This window comes from Celeribacter halophilus (assembly GCF_900114135.1).
Lineage (GTDB): Bacteria > Pseudomonadota > Alphaproteobacteria > Rhodobacterales > Rhodobacteraceae > Celeribacter > Celeribacter halophilus.
The window spans coordinates 98,723-122,878 of the sequence record NZ_FORY01000004.1 but is presented as its reverse complement, the minus strand read 5'-3'; the positions used below and the strand labels follow the sequence as shown (position 1 = coordinate 122,878).

The 24,156-nt window shown below is 56.8% G+C and carries 16 protein-coding genes; 10 read left to right on the top strand and 6 right to left on the bottom strand.

Translation table 11 applies throughout. The annotated features are described in order from the left end of the window. Positions 1-17: 17 nt before the first annotated feature. Genes BM152_RS05215 through BM152_RS05205 form a run of 3 tightly spaced genes read right to left on the bottom strand, consistent with a single transcriptional unit; the run spans position 18 to position 4,403 of the window. Complete coding sequence (locus BM152_RS05215; RefSeq protein ID WP_066601975.1) at positions 18-1,292, bottom strand: glycoside hydrolase family 130 protein; 1,275 nt, start codon at positions 1,290-1,292, stop codon at positions 18-20. A 1-nt stretch (position 1,293) separates the two neighbouring features. After that, complete coding sequence (locus BM152_RS05210) at positions 1,294-3,573, bottom strand: glycosyltransferase family 4 protein (protein ID WP_074914010.1); 2,280 nt, start codon at positions 3,571-3,573, stop codon at positions 1,294-1,296. Beyond that, positions 3,570-4,403, bottom strand: a complete 834-nt coding sequence (locus BM152_RS05205) for a class I mannose-6-phosphate isomerase (protein ID WP_139222475.1) — start codon at positions 4,401-4,403, stop codon at positions 3,570-3,572. The genes BM152_RS05210 and BM152_RS05205 overlap by 4 nt, the downstream gene beginning before the upstream one ends. A 325-nt stretch (positions 4,404-4,728) precedes the next feature. Here BM152_RS05205 and BM152_RS05200 point away from each other — a divergent pair, with 325 nt between their 5' ends. The 10 genes from BM152_RS05200 (at position 4,729) to fdhD (ending at position 20,124) form a co-directional block, all read left to right on the top strand. Further along, the gene (locus tag BM152_RS05200; RefSeq protein ID WP_066601971.1) at positions 4,729-6,096 is read left to right on the top strand and encodes an IS110 family RNA-guided transposase; all 1,368 of its coding nucleotides are present in this window, start codon (positions 4,729-4,731) and stop codon (positions 6,094-6,096) included. A gap of 250 nt (positions 6,097-6,346) precedes the next feature. Beyond that, positions 6,347-7,381 carry an HlyD family secretion protein gene (locus BM152_RS05195; protein WP_066601969.1) on the top strand — a complete coding sequence of 345 codons (1,035 nt, stop codon included), beginning with the start codon at positions 6,347-6,349 and terminating at the stop codon, positions 7,379-7,381. Between the two features lie 6 nt (positions 7,382-7,387). Continuing rightward, positions 7,388-10,105 (top strand): ribosome-associated ATPase/putative transporter RbbA, encoded by a 2,718-nt coding sequence (gene rbbA, locus BM152_RS05190; RefSeq protein WP_066601966.1) that lies wholly within the window; start codon positions 7,388-7,390, stop codon positions 10,103-10,105. Between the two features lies 1 nt (position 10,106). After that, positions 10,107-11,225: an ABC transporter permease gene (locus tag BM152_RS05185; protein WP_066601962.1), complete on the top strand. Its 1,119-nt coding sequence runs from the start codon at positions 10,107-10,109 to the stop codon at positions 11,223-11,225. Positions 11,226-11,294: 69 nt separating this feature from the next. After that, entirely contained in the window at positions 11,295-12,665 is a 1,371-nt protein-coding gene (locus BM152_RS05180) for a sigma-54-dependent transcriptional regulator (protein ID WP_066601961.1), read from the top strand. Positions 12,666-12,668: 3 nt separating this feature from the next. Further along, positions 12,669-14,657, top strand: coding sequence for a sensor histidine kinase (locus BM152_RS05175; RefSeq protein ID WP_066601960.1), 1,989 nt, complete (start codon positions 12,669-12,671; stop codon positions 14,655-14,657). Between the two features lie 264 nt (positions 14,658-14,921). Further along, positions 14,922-16,625 (top strand): OFA family MFS transporter, encoded by a 1,704-nt coding sequence (locus BM152_RS05170; RefSeq protein WP_066601958.1) that lies wholly within the window; start codon positions 14,922-14,924, stop codon positions 16,623-16,625. A 99-nt stretch (positions 16,626-16,724) separates the two neighbouring features. After that, entirely contained in the window at positions 16,725-19,022 is a 2,298-nt protein-coding gene (locus tag BM152_RS05165; protein WP_066601955.1) for an FdhF/YdeP family oxidoreductase, read from the top strand. A 3-nt stretch (positions 19,023-19,025) separates the two neighbouring features. Further along, entirely contained in the window at positions 19,026-19,322 is a 297-nt protein-coding gene (locus tag BM152_RS05160) for a hypothetical protein (protein ID WP_066601953.1), read from the top strand. Continuing rightward, positions 19,315-20,124, top strand: a complete 810-nt coding sequence (gene fdhD, locus BM152_RS05155; protein ID WP_066601951.1) for a formate dehydrogenase accessory sulfurtransferase FdhD — start codon at positions 19,315-19,317, stop codon at positions 20,122-20,124. The genes BM152_RS05160 and fdhD overlap by 8 nt, the downstream gene beginning before the upstream one ends. 4 nt (positions 20,125-20,128) lie before the next feature. Here the strand turns inward: fdhD and BM152_RS05150 are convergent, their stop codons facing one another. The 3 genes from BM152_RS05150 to BM152_RS05140 all read right to left on the bottom strand — a co-directional run bounded on the left by BM152_RS05150 (position 20,129) and on the right by BM152_RS05140 (position 23,893). After that, the gene (locus tag BM152_RS05150; protein ID WP_074914007.1) at positions 20,129-21,898 is read right to left on the bottom strand and encodes a sensor histidine kinase; all 1,770 of its coding nucleotides are present in this window, start codon (positions 21,896-21,898) and stop codon (positions 20,129-20,131) included. A 300-nt stretch (positions 21,899-22,198) separates the two neighbouring features. Then, a complete protein-coding gene (locus BM152_RS05145; protein ID WP_066601947.1) occupies positions 22,199-23,143 on the bottom strand; it encodes a response regulator in 945 nt (314 codons plus the stop codon). A 366-nt stretch (positions 23,144-23,509) separates the two neighbouring features. Beyond that, positions 23,510-23,893 carry a response regulator gene (locus BM152_RS05140; RefSeq protein WP_066601944.1) on the bottom strand — a complete coding sequence of 128 codons (384 nt, stop codon included), beginning with the start codon at positions 23,891-23,893 and terminating at the stop codon, positions 23,510-23,512. Positions 23,894-24,156 lie beyond the last annotated feature (263 nt).

Below are 24,156 nucleotides of genomic sequence, written 5' to 3'. Positions count from 1 at the left end.
CCTCTCTGCGGCATGGCTCACACCAATGAGGCCAAAAGATCGTCAACGCGGATCGTGGCAAAGCCGATGGAACTGTCCGCGATGCCGAAGGGCACAAAGAGATATTCACCATGCACCAGAGCGCCACAGGTGTAGACCACATTCGGCACATAGCCTTCGCGCCCCGCATCCGAAGGAGAGAGCAGCGGCACTTGCGAGCGCCCCAGAACGCGGGAGGGATCCTGCCTGTCCAGAAGCATCGCGCCGATGCAGTATTTGCGCATTGCGCCCACCCCGTGCGTGAGCAACAACCATCCTTGCTCCAGTTCAATCGGCGCACCACAATTGCCGATCTGGATCAGCTCCCACGGGTAACGCGGCCCCGCCAGTTTCTCGCCTTCGCCCCAATGGGTGAGATCGTCCGAGCGAATGAGGAAAATATTTTCCCGATCCTGTCGCCCGATCATGACATATTGCCCGCCGATCCTGCGCGGGAACAATGCCATGCCCTTGTCCCTTGATGCCGGACCGCTCATACGGCGAAGCTCGAACTGATGGAAGTCCTGCGTGACCATCAGTTCGGAGGCAATGTCGTGTCCGCTCCATGCGGTATAGGTGCCGCAATAGAACTGGTTTTCACCATCGCGGAACTGCACCAGACGCAGGTCTTCCAAACCGCCCCTTTGGGCCTGTGTCACCGGAAAGAGAACGGTTTCGTTCATTGGCCCGTCGCTTTCGCGGATCAGGCTGATCCTGTCCTCGGTGATCTCATGCGGACGGGCGGCGACCGCAAATTCGGAAGGTTCGACCAACTGCATATCACAGTCTGCACTCAGCACCCCTTCGCGGAAAGTGATCGAGGAAATATGCCCTTCCCCGACCGCACGCAGCGACATGAGAAAGCGTAATTCGCCGGGTTTCAGCCCCGTCTGGTCGGGATGGGGCACGACGCTCGGATTCATCAGTGCCGCGGCCTGATAGGAGTACTCGTGGCAGAAATATGCCCCGATCAATGCGCGTTCTGCCTCACGGGTTGCGGCGGTGAGGCCGAGGTCACGGGCAATGGAGTCATATCGCGCCTCGAAATACTCGCGAACCTTGCGGTGACGGGTCTCGAAATCCGAGAGCACAAAGGACAGTTCCGCCTGAATGGTGCGGTTGTCCATGTTCCGCACGGTCTCGACAATCCGTCTGGCGCGGGCATCCACCGAGGGATCAATGGCGCGCCCTTTCGGCGGGAGCGGATAGGCGCGCACAACGACACGTTCGGCATTGGGATGGAGACGTTGGGGAAGAAGATTGACGCAGACCATATCATCCTCTCACGACAGTCGGTTTGACAGGCTGGATTTTCGGAAGACGTTTCAACCGCTGGATTTCCAAGGCAGCAAACTGGAAGGCGAGGATCGACTCGGCTCCCTGATTTAGGTTGACCCGATCCACTTCCAGCCCGTCGAAACAGCCGCCGTTGGACGTGGCCATGCGCAGCCCCAGATCATTGAGACCGAGATACCAGTCAAAGGCCGCCTTGGCCAGCGTCAGCCAGACGGGGTGGCCGGTCACATCATGCGCTGTGGCGCAAGCACCAATCATGGCCCAAGCTTCCAGTGGTTGCTGGTCAAAGGGACGAGGCCGCTCATGTGGACGACCGAAACTCTCCGTGCCGACAGGGCGGAAAACCCCATTCGCGCCGGTCTGCACCTTCGCCAACCAGTTAAGGGCATCTACCCCGTCCTGAATCATATCCTCCCGCTCAAGCAACTGCCCCGCAGAGATCAGGGCTTCGGGCAGACGTGCATTGTCATAGGAGAGGGTTGGTTCGAACCAGTTCCAGTCCGTGCGTCGTTCTGCTTTCAGCCGCGTGTGAATCTCTGTGGCAAACCGGTTCACCATGGTTTGCGCGACACGGTGCCCCGGATAGACCGACAGCCAACTGATCAGCCCCAGAAGGGCAAAGGCCCGCGCCCGTAGTGCCGACAGGGATTGATTGGCGGGGATAACCCTTTCGGTCAATCCCGTCGCCCAGAGCTTCACGCTTTGATCGTCACTGTCGGCCACCACGCGACCAAGCGCCCAGAGTGCGCGACCGTGGCTGTCTTCGGAGCCTTGTGTCTCAAGCCAGTTGCGCCGGTAATCCATGAAATTGCGGAACACGGAGGTCTCTTCGTTCCACGCGTCCTCCACAAACGCGGCGCAGGTGTCGATGATGCGGTCCGCACGTTCGGTCTCGATCCCTTCGGCTTTCATCTCGACGGCGAGCATTAGAGCGCGGGCATTGTCGTCCAGACAATATCCATGCTGACGGTGGGGGACCGAGGCCCTGCTGTGTTGCAACATGCCGCATCCATCCACCATCCGGTCCACCGCTCGAAGCGTCGAGACATTCGGGATATTCATGCCGGAACGCAGGCTATGGACCGCTGTTGTGGGGCGGCGCACGCCACGGGCCTCTCCCAACAGGCCAAGGTAACCGCGTGCCACTTCCGGCCAGATCATATGCCGTCCGGCCTCGTAGGCGCGGGCACGCATCTGGTCGCGGCGGGCGGGATCGTCCAGCAACGCGCCGATGCTTTCGGCCAGCGCTCGGGAATCGGCAAAGGGCACAAGCACGCCAGTGTCCTGCGCCAACAGTTCTGTCGCGTGCCAATAGGGTGTGGATACCACAGCTTTGCCGCGCCCGACCGCATAGGCCAATGTGCCGGAGGTGATCTGCGCCTCGTGCAAATAGGGCGTGACATAGATGTCAGCCGCAGACAGCCATGCCTGTAACGTCGGGGTGTCCACATATTGATTGACGAACCGCAGATGTTCCCAGACCCCTGCCGCTTTCGCCTGTGCCGTGAGCCGGTCGCGGTAGGCTTCGCCCTCAGCCGCCAGAAGGTGCGGATGGGTGGCGCCGAGAATGACATAGGTCAGGTCCGGATGGCCGCGCACCAGATCGGGCAGGGCCGCGATCATGTGTTCCAGCCCTTTGTTGGGGGATAAAAGTCCGAAGGTGAGAATGACCTGCCGCCCGTCCAAACCGAAACGGTGTTTTTGGAATGCCGGATCAAGGAAGGGCAGATCGGGGATGCCATGGGGGATCACCGCGATGCGCGCGTCGGGAATATGCCAATGCTCCGTCAACAGGGCGCGGCCTTTTTCTGCCATGACCACCAAACGGGCGGAATGCGATACCAGCGCGTCCATGACACGACGCTCGTCGGGATTAGGATCCGTCAAAACAGTGTGCAGTGTCGTGACAAGCGGCGCGCGGAGCCTTTCGGTTAGCTCCAGAAGATAATCGCCGGAGGCCCCGCCAAAAATGCCGAACTCGTGTTGTAGCAGGACCACGTCCGGATTCAGCGCGTTGAGATGGTCGGCAGCGGCGCGATAGGCGTCACGGTGATCCTGCTCAATCTCGTAATCTACGTCCGAGGAATAGGCATATGTCTGTCCCGGATCCGTCATCGCGACTGTAGTGATCCTCAGCGTGGGGTCTGCCGCAATCAGGGCGGACCGGAGATCGGCCGTAAAGGTCGCAATGCCACATTTCCGCGGCGGGTAATTCCCGATCAGGGCGATGTGGCGCACTGGTGATGGTGTATCTGTCATTTTCGGGCCCTCCAAAGTGTTTCATCATCCGTGGTGCTCTCCACCGGCTCCGCGAGGATCAGCACCGTCGGTTCCGTCGTGTGCACGGGCATCGCATCGGTGAAGTCCCAGCATTGGTGCGGGGCATAAGACTCGGTTCCGAAACTGCCGCGTCCCTCGGCCACCATGACGCTCGCGCGCGGAGCGACCAACATGCTGCGCTGGTCGGGGGCGAGCATCTCGTGGGTGATCTGGAAAGGGGCTGTGCCGTTTGGCATCGGAGTCAGAGGTTGCGGATCGAGGATGGCCTCTTGGAGCGCTTGATCAAGATGCAATTCCCGTGGGCGGCCATAGTCGAATAGGCGCCATGTGACATCGCTGGGTTCCTGCACTTCGACCACGGTTAATCCCGGTCCGAGCGCATGGATGGTCCCTGCCTCGATAAAGAAGGTATCTCCGACAGCCGGTTCGATCCGGCGCAGCATGCCAGGGAGGCTGCCGTCTTGCGCGGCGCGTCGGATGTCTTCGGGAGTGGCTGACTCCTTCAATCCGAGCTGGAGATATGCGCCGGGTTTGGCATCGGCAATATACCACCATTCATGTTTGCGACCGGGGCCGCGCTGCGGGTGGATTTGTACGGACAGAGGTTCGCTGGTCTGGAGCCATTTGAGGACAAGACCGCTGGTGTCCGATTTGAAAATGACTTCGCCCAAGGGCTGGGCGCTGTCCGGTGCCCAAAGGCCGTCACGACGGCCCCAAGGTTTGGCTCTGTACTCTGGCGTCAGTTTGACGTGGGTTGGAGCTGGTTGTGAGTTCTGACCTGTTTTTGTGTGTTGCGTATCTATCAACATCGACTCAGTGTCCCTAACAGATGACGATGATGTGAGTGGTGAAAGTCTGACGTCGCCGGAATTCAGCGATGGACCTTCTAAATAACCGTTCCGGGTTGGAGCCCGCCTGTGCGCGGTAGAAACAGCCTGTGCTAGAGTTGCGCCATGAAGGGCAGCGACCGTTCGCTTATTGGTGGTCTGTTTTAGGGCAGAACCCCGTTAAAAAACGTGGTCCATGGGTTGATGCGGACTTGAGAGTGGTGACGCTGCTTTGCGGTGATCCCGGTTAGGAAGATGACGGATTTGCATAGCCCACGCCCTTCTGTTGCCAACAGGAGGATCAAAGATGGCAAAGCAAAAGACCCGCAAGGCCCAAGCGATCGAGACGGTGAACGTCGGTGCTGCGGCTGTTGATATCGGTTCGCGTGAACACATGGCGGCAGTCAGTCCCGAGGTGACCGACATGCCTGTAAAGGCCTTCGGCACCTTCACCCATGATCTGCATGATCTTGCCGACTGGTTCAAAACGCACGGCGTGACCAGCGTTGCTATGGAATCTACAGGCGTCTATTGGATCCCGGCCTACGAGATACTTGAGCAGCATGGTTTCGAGGTCATCTTGGTCAATGCACGCTACGCCAAGAATGTGCCAGGTCGCAAAACCGACGTCAGTGACGCCAGTTGGTTGCGGCAACTGCATTCCTACGGTTTGCTACGTGGCAGTTTCCGTCCATCAGCTGAGATTGCCACACTGCGGGCATACCTGCGCCAACGGGAGAGGCTGGTAGAGTATGCGGCGGCGCATATCCAACACATGCAGAAGGCACTGATGGAGATGAACCTGCAACTACATCACGTTGTGTCTGACATCACCGGTGTAACCGGAATGAAGATCATCCGCGCCATTGTCGCAGGAGAACGGGATTTGGATGTTTTGGCATCTCATCGCGATGTCCGCTGTCGCGCATCTGTTGAGACAATCAAAGCTGCCCTGAACGGCAACGATCGTCCGGAACACATCTTTGCGCTGACCCAGTCGCTGGAGCTTTATGACTTTTACCAAAATAAAATGCTGGAATGCGACCGCCATCTTGAGGCTACGCTAGCCGCATTGGCAGCAGACCAAGATCACGACCCCAGCCAGCTTCCCCGTCCACGCACAAAGACCAAGCAGGTCAGCACGCCGTCATTTGATGTACGCGCGGCGCTGTTCGGTATTCTTGGTGTTGATCTAACCGAGATCCATGGGATGGGGCCTTCACTATCGCTCAAGTTGGTTGGGGAATGTGGGACTGACCTGCGCGCATGGCCAAGTGCCAAACACTTCACGTCGTGGCTCTGCCTTGCACCGGGCAACAAGATATCGGGCGGCAAAGTGCTGTCTTCTCGAACCCGACGATCATCCAGCCGCGCTGCGGCCCTCTTACGATTGGCAGCTGTTACGATCGGGCGAAGTGATACTGCGCTGGGTGCGTTTTACCGACGGCTGGCAGCACGAGCGGGCAAAGCCAAAGCCGTCACAGCAACGGCGCGCAAGATTGCAGTTCTGTTTTACAACACTCTCCGACACGGCATGACCTATAAGGATCCTGGCGCATCACATTATGAGGAACGGTACCGCAACCGCGTCCTCGGCAACCTCAAGCGTCGCGCCAAGTCATTTGGGTATGATTTGCACGAATTACCTGCCGACGTTGATATGGCTGTTTCTTAGGAAGTAAGCCCCAAATCGGATTTCAAGATGTGTTAAGGGCGCATTTCTGGAGATGTTTTCGAGCACCCTGACCGCGAGCCGGAGCGGGGGGGGGGGGGCTTTGAAACTCGTTTGATTTGTCATTTCTGAAGGTGCGCGTAAAATTGACAACAATGTCACATTGCGATTCAACCAGAAGAGGCGCACAGTTCGCGCAAACAACCCTTTGTCTCAACATTGTCCACGTCCATAGCACGAGGAAATATCCCCCATGTCCGAAAAGCTTTTTCACCGTCTGGCCTCTGTTCCTCCGGTCATAGCGATGTGCCTCCTGTCGGCGTTCTCTACATTGGCTACCCCCGCGCAGGCCGAAAACGGCTTTGACGCTTTGCTCGAAAAATTCGGCAAGTCGAACGGGGATGAGGGCATTTATAGCTCTAATGGCCGGATCGAGGCGCAGACCGTGGATGTCGCCACGAAATACGCCGGACGGATCGAAAGTGTCACCGCCCAAGAAGGGGATATTCTGGCCGCAGGGGACGAGATCGCACAGATGGACACGGCGGATGCGATGGCCAAGCTCAATGCCGCCAAGGCCGCTGTGCTGCGCACCAATGCGGGGCTGACCGTGGCGCAGGCGACTCTCATGCAGGCACAAAGTGCCTTATCGATGGCTCAGACCACCTATAATCGCGTGGTCAAATTGCATGAAACCGGCACTGCGCCACAAAGCACGCTGGATGATGCGACCAATACGCTCAACAGTGCCAAAGCCTCCGTCGAAATGGCCAAGGCGCAGATCGAGGATGCCAAGGCCTCCATCGCCGCAGCCGAGGCCGATCAGGAACAGGTGCAGCTCGCCCTCAATGATCTGACCATCAAAGCGCCGATCCGTGGTCGGGTGTTGTATCGTCTGCACGAACCGGGCGAGGTGATTGACGCGGGTTATCCTGTCGTCACAATGCTTGACCTGAGCAATGTCTATATGAACATCTACTTGCCCGCGACGGTGACTGGAACGCTCTCCGTGGGCGATGAGGCGCGGCTGATCCTTGATCCGATTCCGGATATCGTCGTGCCCGCCACGATCACTTTTATATCGCCACAGTCGCAATTCACGCCGAAGAATGTCGAGACACAGGAGCAACGCGAAGACCTTGTGTTCCGTGTCAAACTCTCTGTGCCGCGCGCGCTTTTGGTAAAATATGAGGAATTGATCAAAAGCGGGGTGCGCGGCATCGGTTTTGTGCGGAGCCAGCCGGATATGGACTGGCCGGACCATCTCGCCGTCAATGTGCCGGAGTAAGCCGCGATGGAGCATGTGGCACGCCTGAACGCTGTGTCGCACCGTTACAAGGCGGTCTTCGCTCTGAACGATGTGACGCTCGACATTCCTGCCGGACAGGTTGTCGGTTTGATCGGGCCGGACGGGGTGGGAAAATCCACGCTTCTGGGGCTGATCGCTGGCGTGCGCCGTGCGCAGGAAGGGGAGGTGACGGTTCTCGGACAGGACATGCGCGACGCCCGTGCTCGCACCGCTTTGGGCGCAAAGATCGCCTATATGCCGCAGGGGCTTGGCCGCAATCTTTACCCGTCTTTGAGCGTGCGCGAAAATCTCGATTTCTTCGGGCGGCTTTTCGGTCAGAAACGGGAGGAACGCCACGCCCGCATCAGTATGCTGACCGAGGCCACGGGGCTTGCACCGTTTCTTGATCGACCTGCGGGGAAACTCTCGGGCGGGATGAAGCAGAAGCTCGGACTTTGCGCGGCGCTGATCCATGATCCCGATCTTTTGATCCTAGACGAGCCGACAACAGGCGTGGACCCTTTGTCGCGGCGGCAGTTTTGGGAATTGATCGACCGCATTCGCGCCAAGTTGACAGACATGAGCGTAGTGGTGGCCACAGCTTATATGGAAGAGGCCGAACGGTTCGACTGGCTGGCCGCGATGAATGACGGGCAGGTGATTGCCACCGGCAGTCCCGAAGACATCCGCACGAAAGCGGGCAAGGCGACGTTGGAAGATGCTTTCGTCGAGATGCTGCCGAAAGAGGAAGGCGAGGAGGTCGGCGTAACCCTGCGTCCGCGCATCGAACAGGATGGGGCCGTGCCCGCAATCGAAGCCTTCGATCTGGTCAAACGCTTCAACACTTTCACCGCCGTGGATCACGTCAGCTTCACGATCCCCGAAGGCGAAATTTTCGGGTTTCTCGGCTCCAACGGCTGCGGAAAATCGACAACGATGAAGATGCTCACCGGCCTATTGCAGCCGACCGAGGGGCGCTCGAAACTCTTTGGCGAAGAGCTTGAAAACGGTGACATGGCCGCGCGTCAGAACATCGGCTATATGTCGCAGGCCTTTTCGCTCTATGCCGAACTGACCGTGCGCCAGAACCTTGAGTTGCATGCCAAGCTCTATCATATTCCGGCGCAACGCCGCGCCGTTCGGGTGCGCGAGGTGCTGGACGAATTCGAATTGACCGAGATTGCCGAGGCGCTGCCCGATGGTCTGCCTCTGGGTATCCGGCAGAGGTTGCAGCTTGCCGTGGCGACGATCCACGAGCCGCGTATTCTCATTCTTGACGAGCCGACCTCCGGCGTGGACCCGCTGGCGCGGGATGCCTTTTGGCGCAAGCTGATTTCGCTGTCTCGTGACAAGGGCGTGACGATTTTTATCTCCACCCATTTCATGAACGAGGCGGAGCGCTGTGACAGGATTTCGCTCATGCACGCGGGACGAGTGTTGGATGTCGGTACCCCGCAGGAACTGACCGAACGCCGCGGAGCACAGACGTTGGAAGAGGCATTTATCGCCGCGCTGGAAGGGGAGACCCAAGACGAAGACGCCCCGTCCAACACCGCCGGTCTGACCGCAGATGTGGCCACCAAGACAGCCAGTGCCGCACATCGCGCGATGAGCCGGCTTTGGGCTTATACGACACGCGAGACGCTGGAACTGGTCCGTGACCCGATCCGTATGTTCTTTGCGTTGGCCGGACCGATCATTTTGATGCTCACAATGGGGTTCGGGATTTCCTTTGATGTGGATAAGCTGAGTTTTGCGGTCAATGACATGGACCGCACACCGGAAAGCCGCCGTTTGGTCGAGGCCTTCTCCTCCATCCCGCAATTCGAACAGCAGGAGGATTTTTCCTCTCTCGACGAATTGGATCAGTTGATGGAGCGCGGAGATGTGACCTTAGCTATGGAAATCCCCGACGGGTTCGGCAAGGCCCTGCACCAAGGTTTGACAGTACCGGAAATCTCGATCTGGATCGACGGCTCCATGCCGTTTCGCGGCGAGACAACCGAGGGCTACACGTTGGGCTTGCTGACCCAGTTTGCCGAGGATCTTGAAGCCGAAACCGGCACAGAGAGTTCCGCCAGCCTGTCGATCTCGACACGCTATCTTTTCAATCAGGCGTTCAAAAGCGCGCACGCGATGGTGCCCTCGATGATCATGCTGATCCTGATGCTGATCCCCGCGATTATGTCCACCATCGCCGTGGTGCGTGAAAAGGAAACCGGCACGATCGCCAATTTCCGCGCCACGCCCGTGCGCAAGGTGGAATTCCTTGTCGGCAAGCAACTGCCCTATATAGTCATTGCGTGGTTCAATTTTTGGGTGCTTGTGGGGCTGGGGCTTTGGGTTTTTGAAGTGCCTTGGTATGGCAGCTTGCCAGTGCTTGGCCTTGCTGCGCTTTTCTTTGTCATTGCGACCACGGGGTTTGGCCAGTTGGTGTCGGCGTTCACTCGCACGCAAGTTTCGGCGGTTTTTGCCACGGCGGTGATTGCGATTATTCCAACGGTCAATTTTTCCGGTCTGATCACCCCTGTCTCGACGCTCGCACCCATAGGGCGTCTTATCGGTTTGAGTTTTCCGGGTGCCTGGTTTCAGCCGGTCTCCGTTGGCATTTTCCTCAAAGGATTCGGATTGAGCGATGTCGCGCTGAATATCCTGATGCTTGCAGGTTTCAGTCTGATCTATCTTGTTCTCTCGGTGCTTGCCCTGCGCAAGCAGGAGGCTTGAGATGTTAAAAAGCCTCGCCAACATTCTCCGCCTGACGGTCAAGGAACTACGTGCGATCCGTGGCGATCTGGTGATGATTGTGCTGATCATCTATGTGTTCAGCGCGGCCGTCTGGCTGGTGTCCGACGCCGGATCGACAGAGGTGCAAGACCTCTCGGTCGCTGTCGTGGACGAAGATCACAGCCCGTTGACGGCGCGGATCATAGACGAAATTCGTGCGCCGCTGTTCGCCTCGCCTGCGCTTTTGAGTCCGCAAGAGGCTGAGCAAGCACAGATTGATGGCGACTATGTGCTTGTCGTCGCCCTGCCACCACATCTCGAACGCGACCTGCGCCGAGGTGATGAGGCGGAAATTCAAATCCTTGCCGATGCTACCGCTGTTGCTTTCGCGGGGACGGGTTCCACCTTTATGTCGGAGCTTCTGGCCGAGACCGTGTCGGATTACCTGACGCCGGGTGTGGAAGGCGACGATCTTGTGGACGTGGTGTTCCGCAGCCGCTTCAACCCGAATTTGACCGCGCGATGGTTCACAGCTGTGATGCAGTTGATGAACAACGTTACGATCCTGATGATGATCCTGTCGGGCTCGTCCCTGATCCGCGAACGCGAGCGCGGCACGATTGAGCATGTTCTGGTCATGCCTGTGCGCCCGCATGAGATTGTGTTTTCCAAAATCCTCGCGACCGGTGGCGTGATCCTCATTGCTTCTGTTCTCGGTCTCATCTTGGTTGTGCAGGGCGCTATGGGGGTTCCGATTGCGGGATCTATCTGGCTTTATGTGTTCGGAGCAGCGATTTATGTGATCTCAATGGGGGCGCTTGGCCTGATGCTGGCGAGTTTTACCCATAACATGGGGCAGTTCGGGCTTTTGGCTATTCCGGTGATCGTAATCATGATCCTGCTTTCAGGTGGGATCACTCCACTTGAATCCATGCCGGAGTGGCTTCAGTTCGTGATGCATTTGATCAGCCCAGCCACCCATTTTGTGTCTTTCGCGCAATCCGTGTTGTATCGGGGTGCGGGGCTTGATCTGGTCTATCCCGATTTGCTGAAGATCGCGGCCATGTCCCTGATCGCGCTGGTGCTGGTCCTGGCGAGGTTCCGCAAAATCCTGAGCTAAGGCCAGCCTGCCCGAAATTGCATAAAATCTGTGATGTCGTTTTTGGCAAAACGCATTAAAGATGCGTTTATGAATAAAAACACGCACACAGAAGACGGACAGAACGGGGTGAAAGCTGCCTTTGGACCAGAGTTGGCCAAGGCGTCCATCCTCGTGGTGGATGACGAAATCGGTATGCGTCATTTCCTGAAGAAGACGCTCGCGGACAAATGCCGCCTTGTCGAGGTGGCGGCGACCCCTGCCGAGGCCTCAGAATGTCTGGATGGTAAAAGCTATGATGTCATCATGCTCGACAATATCATGCCGGGGATGACAGGCTTAGAATGGCTGGCGGATCAATGGCAGATCGGGCTGCGCTCCGACATCATCCTGATGACGGCCTATGCCGATCTCGACACGGCCATCGAGGCGTTGCGACTGGGGGTCAGTGACTTTCTGTTGAAGCCCTTCCATTCCAATCAGGTGTTGAATGCGATTTCCAAAAGCCTCGCCAAGACCGAGCTCAAACGACAAAACTCCGTGCTGCGTCAGGAACTCGCTGCGGGCAGCGATCTTTTGCGCCAGAGGGACAGCTTTATCGGGTCTTCACAGGTGGCGCAGGCTCTGCGGGAAACAATTGAACGCGCCGCTGCTATCAACGCCCATGTCGTGATCGAAGGCGAGACCGGCACCGGCAAACATATCGCCGCGCGAATGCTGCATAGCGTCTCGCCTCGTGCACACCAACCTTTCACTTGGTTGCCATGCTTCGGTATCACGCAGGAGGAATTCCGCGAACGCCTTTTCGGGCGGGTGGACGGGTCGCATGCGTCAGGGACGGAAGGTATCTTGAGCACGGCTGAAGGAGGTGTTCTCTTCCTTGAAGACGTGGATATGCTGCCCGCGAATTGCCAGAATACGCTTGTCGAATGGTTGAGCACAGGCCGGTTCCAGCCGGTCGGTGGTGGTCGGAGTTTCCAGAGCGACATCCGTGTGGTTTGTTGTTGCAAGGAGTCCTTGAAAGAGGCGGTGGAAAGCGGACGGTTCCGGACGGATTTGTATTACCTCTTGAATGTCCATGAAATCTGGCTTCCGCCCCTGCGTGAACGTCCGAGCGACGTGATCGAAATTGCGGAATTCTTTCTGAAAACGCTGTCTTCACGCATGGGTGGCGCGGCTCCGGAGTTGACCGCCTCGGTGAAGCGGCGGCTGATGGCGCATGACTGGCCGGGCAATGTGATGGAACTGCGCAATGTGGTGGAGCGGGCCATCATTCAGGGAGGTTTTGACCGGGCATTGCAGGACGTGGGCGGAACCGAGACAGAAAGCCTCGAAGCTGTAGAACAGCGCCATATCCTCAATGTCTTGCAAGCCTGCGGTGGCAACAAGGCCGAGGCCGCGCGCATTCTGGGTGTAGCGCGCAAAACCATTGATCGCAAATGTCAGGCGTGGGGCCTTTAACATATGACCCCGCTTCTTGCGCGTCTCAAAACTCATGTGCGGTTGAAACTTCTGGCGCTGGCGCTTTTGCCGATTGCAGTGCTGCTGCCCATCTTTTTGGGCGTGACTATGTGGCATTGGATCGGGCGGCTCGATGATCTTCTGATTGCGAAAGTCACCAGTGACCTGCGGATTGCAGAGCAATATTTCCTGAAAATCGAAGAGGCGCAGGCCCAGAGCATTGTGGCGGTCGGAGACTCGCGGCAGTTGGCGCAGGCAATGGGAGAAGGCGAGGACGCCCTAAACCGCTATCTGGCCGATGCGCAAAGCAGCATGGGGCTGGACTTTTTGATAATGGATGCGTTGGGGCCGCAGACGAATGTGCCGGATGCCGTGCGCGAGTTGCTGGAAGCCTCAGCGGCGCCCTCGCTCTCCGGTCTCATCGTGGCCACACCTTCCGAATTGGATCGGCTGGGCGAGGGGCTGTCAGAACGGGCACGGTTGAGCATTGTGCCAACCTCCGGCGCGCGGCCTTTGGAGAGGGAGCATGAAGACCGCGGATTGATCCTTTGGGCGGCGTATAAGATTGAGGGCGCAGACGGCTATCTCTTTGGCGGGAGGCTTTTAAACCGCAACCTTGATGTGATCGACCGGATGAACGCACTGATTTACGGCGCAGGCTCGGAGACCCCGTCGGGAGCAGGCACAACGACGCTGTTTCTCGATGATGTCCGGATTTCCACCAACGTGCGCCTGTTCGAGGGCGACCGCGCCCTTGGCACGCGCGTGACAGAGGTGGTCTGGCATCAGGTGGTGGAGCAGGGGCAGCCTTGGCTGGATCGTGCCTTTGTGGTCAATGACTGGTATGTTTCGGGCTATATGCCACTGACCGATGTGACGGGGCAACGTGTCGGGATGCTGTATACGGGGTTTCTCGAAAAGCCCTTTGCGGATCAGCGCAACGGCACGGTTGTGGCACTTGGACTGGCGTTTCTGGCGGTGCTGTGCCTCGCCGCGCCGCTGTTCCTGCGTATGGCGCGGGAGGTGTTCGCGCCGTTGGAGCGCATGACTTCTACAATGAAACAGGTCGAAGATGGCAATCTGAGTGCTCGCATCGGCACAGTTGAGGCCGAGGATGAAATCGGTGCCGTGGCCCGCCATCTGGATCGCTTGCTGGATCAGGTGAAAGAGCGCGACGAGGCGTTGCGCGACTATGCCGATCACCTCAATGATCTGGTGGACCAGCGGACACAGGAATTGCGCGAGGCGAACCAGAAGCTCGAAGACACCTATGCCCAACTCATCCTGAAGGAAAAGCTGGCCTCTCTGGGCGAAATCACCGCCGGCGTGGCCCATGAGATCAACAACCCGATTGCTGTCATTCAGGGCAATATGGAGCTTTTGCGTCTGGGTTTGAGCGACGAGATCAAATCTGAGGTGGAGACCGAGCTGGATCTGATCGAGACCCAGACGCGGCGGATCAATACGATTGTCGGCAAGCTGTTGAGTTTTTCCAGATCAGGTGAAATGTCGGATCATTCTTCTTTGGTGAATGTCTCGGAAGCGGTGGACAGTGCCTTGGTTCTGGTCGCCGCAGACCTGCGCCAGCACAAGATCGAGACGCGGCGGATCGAGAGCGACGTGCCGCTGATCGAGATTGTTGAAAATGAATTGCAACAGGTGCTGGTCAATCTCTTCATCAATGCCGCGCAGGCCATGAGCAAGGGCGGTACTTTGACGGTCGAAGTGAAACCCCTTGCGCAGGGCGGCAAGGATGGTGTGGCGATTCTGGTGCATGACACCGGTCCGGGCATTCCCGCCGCACAGATCGACCATGTTTTCGATCCGTTTTTCACCACAAAACAGGCCGAAGGCACAGGTTTGGGGTTGTCGATCAGTCAGGCTTTGATCGAGCGGGCAGGGGGAAACATTACGGTCGAGAGCATGTGCGGACGCGGCACAAGTTTTTCTGTCTGGTGTCCGGTTGCGTCATTCTGTCCTGACGAAGAGTGAGGTGCTCTGGAAAAGTGGACATTTTGTCCATTTGGTCGAGTGGTTCATCGGCGGAAAATGGTAATTCTTACCTTTCTGCGCTGCGGTGAATTCTTGTAACCTGTTGATTGTATTTATGATTTTAGTTTGACAATTCCAGACCCGAAATGGCAATTCCTCAATCATTGCGCGACATCTGGTCGCGGAGTGACGTTTGTACGCACCCAAAATCAGGTCGCGCACGCAAGAAGGGGCCGCAGAGCCCCACAGATCGGAGGAAACTTCATGTCAGTTTCAGGAGCGGGGCCGCTTGGCTTCCTGCGCAAAGAGAATATCGTGGCCCCAGAGGGCTATAACCGCTGGCGCGTGCCGCCGGCTTCTATCGCGATCCACCTGTGTATCGGATCGGTTTACGCGTGGTCCTTGTTCAACCCCGCCTTGACCCGCGAATTTGGCGTTCTGACGCCTGCCGCGTCGGATTGGTCGCTGACCTCCGTGGTCTGGATCTTTTCCGTGGCCATTCTGTTTCTTGGCCTCTCGGCTGCTTTTGGCGGCAAATGGCTAGAAAAAGTCGGTCCGCGTTTTGTCGGTGTTGTGGCCGGTTTTTGCTGGGGTGGCGGCTTCCTGATCGGTTCGCTGGGCATTGCCTCGCACCAATTGTGGCTCATCTACCTTGGCTATGGCGTGATCGGGGGGATCGGTCTCGGCCTTGGTTATGTGTCTCCTGTGTCCACCTTGCTGCGTTGGTTCCCTGACCGTCGTGGTATGGCGACCGGCATGGCGATCATGGGCTTTGGTGGCGGCGCGATGGTCGGGAAAGTCCTGATCGACAAGCTGCTCACCGCCTTTCAGAAAGCCCCCGACTTCCTTGGCGCTGAAGGTGCGGTAGCCCTCATCACCGAGGGCGGCAAGCGTTTCGCTGAAACCGCAAACGGCACAGTCGAGGTCATTGTGGCCACAGCCGCCCAAGCCGCTCCGTTCGGCGGTGAAGCGGGTGTCTATGTGGTCGGCACTGGGGATACAGGCGCGGCTGCGACCTTTGTCACCTTGGGGATCATCTACTTCGTCGTTATGCAGATCGCCTCGTTCCAATATCGCGTCCCTGCGAAAAACTGGAAGCCGGCAGGCTGGGAACCCAAACCCACCACCTCCGGCATGGTGTCGCAAAACCATGTCCACATTGATCAGGCGCTCAAAACGCCGCAATTCTGGCTGCTGTGGATTGTGCTCTGTTTCAACGTGACCGCCGGTATTGGTGTGATCGGTGTGGCAAAAACCATGATGGACGAAATCTTCGGCAACCTGCCGATCGTGACGGCAGCGTTCGCCAGCACCTATGTGTTCATGATTTCCGTGTTCAACATGCTGGGCCGTTTCTTCTGGGCCTCCGCATCCGACTTTGTCGGGCGCAAGAACACCTATCACATCTTCTTCGTGCTGGGCACCGCGCTCTACCTTTCCGTGCCGTTCTTTGCCTCGATGGGGGGCACTCCGGCGCTGATCGGGTTCTACGTTGCAACCATGGTGATCTTTACCATGTATGGCGGTGGTTTCGCGACCATTCCGGCTTATCTGGCAGATGTTTTCGGGACCTTCCACGTTGGCGGCATCCACGGGCGTCTGTTGACCGCATGGTCCACCGCAGGGGTGCTTGGTCCGCTGGCCATCACCACCTTGCGCAAAATGTCCAAGGAAAACGCCATCGCCGATCTTGCATCTCAGGTTGATCCCGCGACATTTGCTGAGAAATTCGGCGCGCCCATCAGCCAGCTGAATGATCTGATGGCGGCGAATACGGTGACGATTGCGAACCTGCTCGAAATTGCTCCAGCAGGGACTATTGACCCGACATCGACGCTCTATAACACTACGATGTATTGCATGGCTGCACTGCTGGTGATTGCATTCTTTGCGAATTTGCTGGTACGACCGGTGCACGAAAAGCATCACGTCAGCCGCACGCATCCAGAGGCTGTTGCCGCCGAATAAGCGACACAAACCGATTGTGTGGGGCCGCTCTTTTCAAGGGTGGCCCTGCGCCACGTCCCCTCAAGAGACAGGCGTAAAGCTAAGCAAGGGATACGCACTATGACCAAAGACGATTGTATCAAAAAGCCTTCCGGCGCGGCCGGTGGATGGGGCGCATTGAAAAGCGTGGGCCGTCAACTGATGGGCACCGGCAGCCCGGTGAGCCGCGCAAAGACGCTCTTGAGCCTCAATCAGGCCGACGGGTTCGACTGTCCCGGTTGTGCCTGGGGCGATCCCGAGCACGGGTCGTCTTTCGAGTTTTGCGAGAACGGTGTGAAAGCCGTTGCGTGGGAGGCCACCAAGGCCCGCGTGACACCTGAATTTTTTGCCGAACATTCCGTCACGGAATTGCAGGGCTGGACAGATTATGATCTCGAACATGCGGGCCGTCTGACCACGCCGATCCGTTACAATCCGGAAACGGACCACTACGAAGAGGTAAGCTGGCAGGACGCATTCGATGGCATTGCCGCAGCGCTCAATGCCTTGGAAAATCCCAATCAGGCGGAGTTCTACACCTCTGGCCGTGCCAGCAACGAGGCCGCCTTCCTCTATCAGCTTTTCGTGCGTCTCTACGGGACGAACAATTTCCCCGACTGTTCCAACATGTGTCACGAGGCCAGCGGCGTCGCTCTGACGCAGGCAATTGGCGTTGGTAAGGGCACCGTGTTGCTCGATGATTTCGAGAAATGTGATCTGATTTACTGCGTCGGTCAAAACCCCGGCACCAACCACCCGCGTATGCTCGCCAGCCTGCGCGAAGCGGTGGAGCGTGGGGCGAAGGTCTGTGTTTTCAACACGCTCAAGGAAAAGGGCCTGACCAAATTCGCGGACCCGCAGAAAAAGCTGGAAATGCTCACAGGCGGGGCCGAGCCGACATCGACCGACTATTACCGCCCGCGTCTGGGGGGTGATATGGCGGTGTTCCGTGGCATGTCCAAGGTCGTGCTTGAGGCCGAAGACCGCGCTATGACCGAGGGGCGTCCGCCCATTCTCGACCATGACTTTATCCGCGAACACACCTCCGGTTTCGAAGGTTGGTGCGATATGGTGCGCGCGACCTCATGGGAGATTATCGAAGAACAATCCGGCCTGAGCCGCGACGAGATCACTCGCGCTGCTGAAATGTATCTCAAGGCCGAGCGCGTCATTACCACTTGGGCGATGGGTGTCACACAACACCTGCATTCCGTGCAGACCATCCGCGAAATTGCCTCTTTCATGTTCCTCAAAGGTAATATCGGCCGTGAGGGTGCGGGGCTTTGTCCGGTGCGCGGGCACTCCAATGTGCAGGGCGACCGCACAGTGGGGATCAACGAAAAGGCCCCTGCGGCCTTCCTTGATGCTCTGGAAAAAGAACTTGGCGTCACCTTGCCGCGTGAGCCGGGGCACAATGTGACCCACGCCATTGGCGCCATGCTCGAAGGGACTGTAAAAGCCTTTGTCGCGCTTGGTGGCAATTTCGCGCGCGCGGTGCCGGACAGTTCGCTGGTCGCGGATGCCTTCCGCAATCTAGATCTGACGGTGAACATCGCCACAAAGCTCAACCACGGGCACCTTATGCCGGGTAAAGCCTCCTACGTCCTGCCTTGTCTGGGCCGCACGGAGATTGACCGGAATTCCAAAGGCGAGCGTCAGATGATTACCGTCGAGGATTCCATGTCGATGGTGCATGGCTCGTCGGGCATCAATCTGCCCGCATCCAAATCGCTGAAGTCCGAGATCGGCATTATTGCCGGCATGGCCAAGGCGACCTTGGGTAGCGATGTGGTGAACTGGGACGAGATGGCCGAAGATTATGACAAGATCCGCGACATGATTGCGCGGGTTTTGCCGAGCTTCGGAGATTTCAACACGCAGGTGCGCAAACCGCGGGGCTTCTGGTTGCGCAATTCGGCCTCTCATCGCGAGTGGAAAACCACGACGGGCCTCGCCAATTTCGGCACGGATGATCTGCGGGACCGGACGGAGTGGCAGGAGGTCAAAGGCGAGAATGGCAAGTTTGTTCTGCAAACCTTCCGCTCGCACGACCAGTATAACACCACGATCTACGGCATGGACGACCGCTACCGTGGCGTCTACGGCATCCGCAATGTTGTCTTCATTAATCCAAAGGATATGGAGAAGAACGGGCTGTCGGACGGCGATATGGTCGATCTGATCGGTTGCTTCGATGACGGGCGCCACCGCGCCTGTAAGGGGTTCCGCGTCGTGCCCTATGACACACCCTATGGCTGTCTTGCGGGCTACTATCCCGAAATGAACGAACTGGTGCCGCATCAGACTGTGGGCGATCAAAGCTATACGCCGACCTCGAAATCGGTGATTGTGAAAATCGAACCGCATCAAAGCGCATAAGGCATGTCGCAAGAAGAAGACTTAGAAGCGGCCTTTCACGCCGCGCACAGCACTGGCCTGCCATATCTCAGCCCTATGGGGCCGATGATATTGGCAGCCACGCATCTCGGGGTTGCCAGAGACAGCCGGAGTTTTGCGCGGATTTTCGATCTGGCCCATGCCTTGGTGATCCGCGAATGCACCAGTCTCGAACAAGAGCTGGGTCTCATTGAAACCGAACGCAAAGACGTGCGCACGTCGCGCGTCTTCTACCGGCTGACAGATGCCGGAGATGCGCTTTTCGAGGCGAAAGATGACTGAACCGACCGTTCCTGATGTCGTGGTGCGCCACGCGAGCACCACATGGACCCATGAGGGAGAGCACCAGACCACGCGGGATTTGGTGGTCGAACGGCCTGTGGCGATTGTGTTCAACGGCACGACTGTGGCGGTGATGATGGCTTCGCCGCAAGATATCGAGGACTTTGCCTTGGGCTTCGCGCTGACCGAGGGCTATGTGAAAAGCCGCGCCGAGATCGAGCGGTTCGAAGAGATTGTTCATGACAAAGGCACCGAAGCGCGGTTCTGGCTTGTGGATACTGCCGCAGATGCCTTTCTGGACCGACGTCGTGCCGCATTGGGGCCGATGGGCTGCGGGCTTTGCGGGATCGACAGTCTGGATGAAGCGCTGCGCAATGTGCCCCCAGTGGGGAGCGGTGTCCGGATGTCGGCAGAAGAGATTGCGCAGGCCCCTGACGCACTCCGCGCGCGTCAGCCTCTCCATGATCAAGCCCGCGCGGCCCATGCGGCCGGGTTTCTCATCCCAAAACAAGGGATATATCTGGCCCGCGAAGATGTCGGTCGCCACAATGCGCTGGACAAACTTTGCGGCGCGTTGATCAGTGACGGGATTGCTCCGCAAAGCGGCGCAATCGTGATGACCTCGCGGCTTTCGGTGGATCTTGTGCAGAAAGCGGCGATGATCGGCTGCCCGACATTGATCGGCGTTTCCGCACCAAGCAGTCTGGCCGTCGAAACCGCGCAGGAGGTTGGCATGACTCTCATTGCCTTTTGCCGCGCAGGGCGTTTCGATATACTCACCGGCGCAGAGCGGTGCGCGTGAAACCTCAGGCGTTGTCAGGTGTCGCAGCGATGGGGAAAGTGGTAAAAAATGTTGTTTTGCGGCCTTCTTCGCTTTCGTAGAAGATATTTCCCAACATTTTTTCGGCCAGATTTCTTGAGATATGCAGGCCGAGGCCGGACCCTTGAGTGTAGCTTTCAACCTTGTCGTTCACTTGCTCGAAACGACCAAAAACCTGACTTTCCATACCGGCAGGAATGCCACGACCGGAGTTGGTGATTGACAGTGTGGCCTGTCCGTTTGATGCAATGACCGAGCCCTCCACAACGCCGTTCTCGACGGAAAATTTGATGGCGTTCGAGAGGAGGTTATCGACAATCTGACGAATGGCAAAAGCGTCTCCTATGACGACGGCGTTCCGATCCACATCTTTCAGGGCAAGCTCGATGCCACGTTCGGTCGCGAACATCTTGTTTTCTTCGAGGCTCTCTTCAAGCAGTTGAGCAAGCTTGACCGGCTTGCTCTCAAGATTCAGCGCATTGACGTTGATCTTCTGGGTCAGCAGGATGTTGTCGATCAGCCGCGTCAGCCGCAGGCCATTGCGATGCGCGATCTTGAGAAGTGACAGGATGGGATCGTTGACCTCTCCGAGGCGACCGCTCAGAGCAAGAGACAAACCACCTGTGAGCGAGGTCAGAGGTGTGCGCAACTCGTGGCTGACGACAGAGATAAACTCGTCTTTCGCGCGGCTGGCCTCGTCGGCCCGTTGCAAGGCTTCTTCGAGAGCCGCACTGACTGCAATGCGGTCGGTGATGTCGACAAAGGTGATGCTCCAGCCCAGAATGGTTTTCGCAGGATCAAGCGGGCTTTCGATTTCGCGGATGCGAGGCTCGTATATACGGTCGTCGATGCAGAGTTGATCGGGGCTTCCGGAAGGGGTCATGTCCCTGATGTTCGCAAGTAACTCTTTGAGGTTTCGACCCGAGTTATGATGCAGGCCGCTTTGCTTGGCCGCCGCGTTCATCTGCATGATATTTTGAAAACGGTCGATCATAATGACCGGCTCTGTCATCGTATTAAATAGGGCGGACTGGCCTACGAAAGCCATATCCATGGTTTTGTTTGTCAGGAGCATCCATGTGAAAATGATGATGCCCAGAGTGAACATGAAGGAGGTTGGGTCTAGTCCGAAGATGGTAAAGCCGAAAATGACATAGGACGCATTCGCGGTCAGTGGTGTGATGGTGATCAACAATAGCGTGATCAGAAGAGGCCATGCTGTCCGCTTCGCACGCTTAAAGGCCTTGGCGAGGCACCAAAGGGTCGGAACGACAAATGCATAGAGGATTGTGACGATGACATAAAAGCCGGGACCATGAACATATTGAATGTGGTCTTCCCCGGGCAGTATACGCGTTTCATCCGTATAGACGAGATTGTGCCACTGATTGGTGGCCGCGAATGTGAAGATCGCCAAGGGGATCAAGGTGAGTGCCGCGAAAACGATGCGTTTTTTGAGCCAAGCGGCATGATCGACATAGGCGAAGACAAAGAAACACCACGCGATTGGCACCATCGCATTGCCCGGCCATGCCAGTATAGCCCATTGGAACTGACAGTCGAAATCTGTGGACGCAGATTCAAACCCGACTGCAAGCAATGTCCAGATCAAGGCACCGAAAGTATGGGCGTAATAGAACTTGCCGTTAAACTTCTGGAGTTTCAGCGTTGTGAACAAACCTAGAGCCGCAACCGCACAGACCCCGCAGACAGACCAAAAAACCGGATTTGCAGGGACCCCCTCTAAGCACGTCATCATTGTTCCCCACAGACCCCTACTTTGTTTGCATGTTCATCAGCCGGTTCTGCCGACGTTAGACAGAACTGAGAAGCTTGAACACTTAAAACGCGAACTTTTAGGGCATTGCTCTCGTTTTAAGATGTATCTGAGATGAAATATGAGCAAATTGCAGTTTGCTCTGCGCGCAGTCGGGATGGCACCCGCAGATTTCTAGCTATGAACGTGCCTACGAGGAACTGGCAAGAGCCAGCGCAAGACCTGCCTGCGCTGGTTTCGTCTCTGATCAAGAGGGGCCGAAAGGGAGCAGGATTGCTCTTACGGAGAACGCTTTCCGACCTGGGCCCGCCTGTCGAGTTGCACCAGAGCGCGATCAAAGGTCTTGCGCACTCTTTGGGTGCGGTGGGCCGCGGGGCGGAAGGGCCGACCAACCGTCACGGTGATATCTCGACCAATATCCATTGCGCGCACAGCATCGGACGCACCAAGAATTTCGTTTATGTTGTTCCCTATGTTATGCCAGTCTTCAAGCGCATCGCTTGAACTGATGCACAGAAACGCGCCGGAACCGAAATAGGCGTTCAGAAGGCGACGCCCCTTGGCCGTCGCGCTGATCCCCTCCGAGACCTCGACGAGTATCGATAATACTTCGAGTGGTGCAAGCGTGGCAAAGAGCCGGTTGAATGAATTGATCTGCACCGCGAAGACAACACTTTGATCGATTTTCTTGCGGTTGAGTTGCGAGAGGTAATTGCCGAGGGAAAAAGGGTCGGTGTGTTGTTCGACATCGGTGATGCGAACTGGAGTCTCCATAGCAAAATCGAGTGTTTTGCTGTCTTCAGATGTCGGATCTGTCAGAACCTCGCGGGCCACGGTGAGACAGTCATCGCGCATTTTGCGCTGTGCAATTCTCAGGCGCGGCTGAATGTCTTTCACATCGAAGGGTTTGGTGATGTAATCCGTCGCACCGGCGGCAAAGGCCCCCTCGATATCCGAAACGCCGGACTTTCGCGTGAGCATGACGATTGCAGTGGTCTTGTAATCGGGGAGTTTTCTGATGGACCGACACAGTTCGATCCCGTCCATTTCCGGCATCTCGATGTCGAGCATGAGCATCTCGAAAAGCTCGTCTTCATGCTGGAGAATATCCAGCGCTGCGGGACCAGAGTCCGCGACGACAACTTCGTTGGTCTGATCCTGCCGCAGCACGGTGCGAACCAAATCACGAATGAGCGGGTCATCGTCAACAATAAGGATTCGCATAACTTCTCCCTGCTAAGGTTAGAATTTCACTCGATTTTGTGCGCACATGCGCAATGGTTGAAGTAAAAACTATAGTTCAACCTTGGCAAAATTATGGTGAATTGCAGCTTAAAGTTGTCATGGGCGGCTTTGTGCTCTCTTTGGGTGGAAAATCGCCGATAGCGTGTTTGGAGGGTAAGTCGCATTTGTGATACCTGGCATGAAGAGGGGCTTTCCTGCTCCAGAAACGGCATTAAGATATTGAAGTATATAAATTTTCATATCACAAATTTGCGACGCCACGCTTCAAATGAGAGGCTTCCGCAAAGTCTATGCCTACGGCTCAGCGCCTAGGTTGGTTTCAACTTTGCTGCGAAAAGGGCGTGCCTATGCGATGCTGGCCCAGATTGTGCGGAGCTGGTCTGGCAGTTCCATCGGCTCAAAGGGCTTTATAATGACGTCCAGCGCACCGTTTTCTTTCAGGTGTTTGAAATCCGACTTGGATGTCTTGGCGGTTACATAGATGATCGGCACATCCTTATAGGCGTCGATTTCTCTGAGCCTCGCATATGTCTCGATCCCGTCCATAACCGGCATCATGACATCAAGCAAAATCATATCGGGAGCATCATCCGGCAGGTTTTCAAGGGCGATATCGCCTCCCGCGAACTGAATGACGTCAAACCCGCCCACGAGTTCTAGTGACATGCGTGTGATTTCACGAATGTCAGGATCATCTTCGATGTGCATGATGCGGCGTAATTCACTCATAGCTTTTCAATACACCTTTCGCTTGCTTCAAACAAGCACACGCCAAAGTGGAATCGAAAAATCGCGCTCTGCCCGTTGAATGGCTCTCCTTTTGGACTTTTTTCTGCCTTTGGCCACCATGAAGACACACGAAATTCTGTCAATGCAGTCAAAAATATAATTATTTTGCAAAATTATTTTTATAATGAAATCATTGCATTAAATGGGTTGAAGTGATCAGCTTCCTCATTTTTTCTTCAAAACTTAGTTCTGCCGTATTTCGG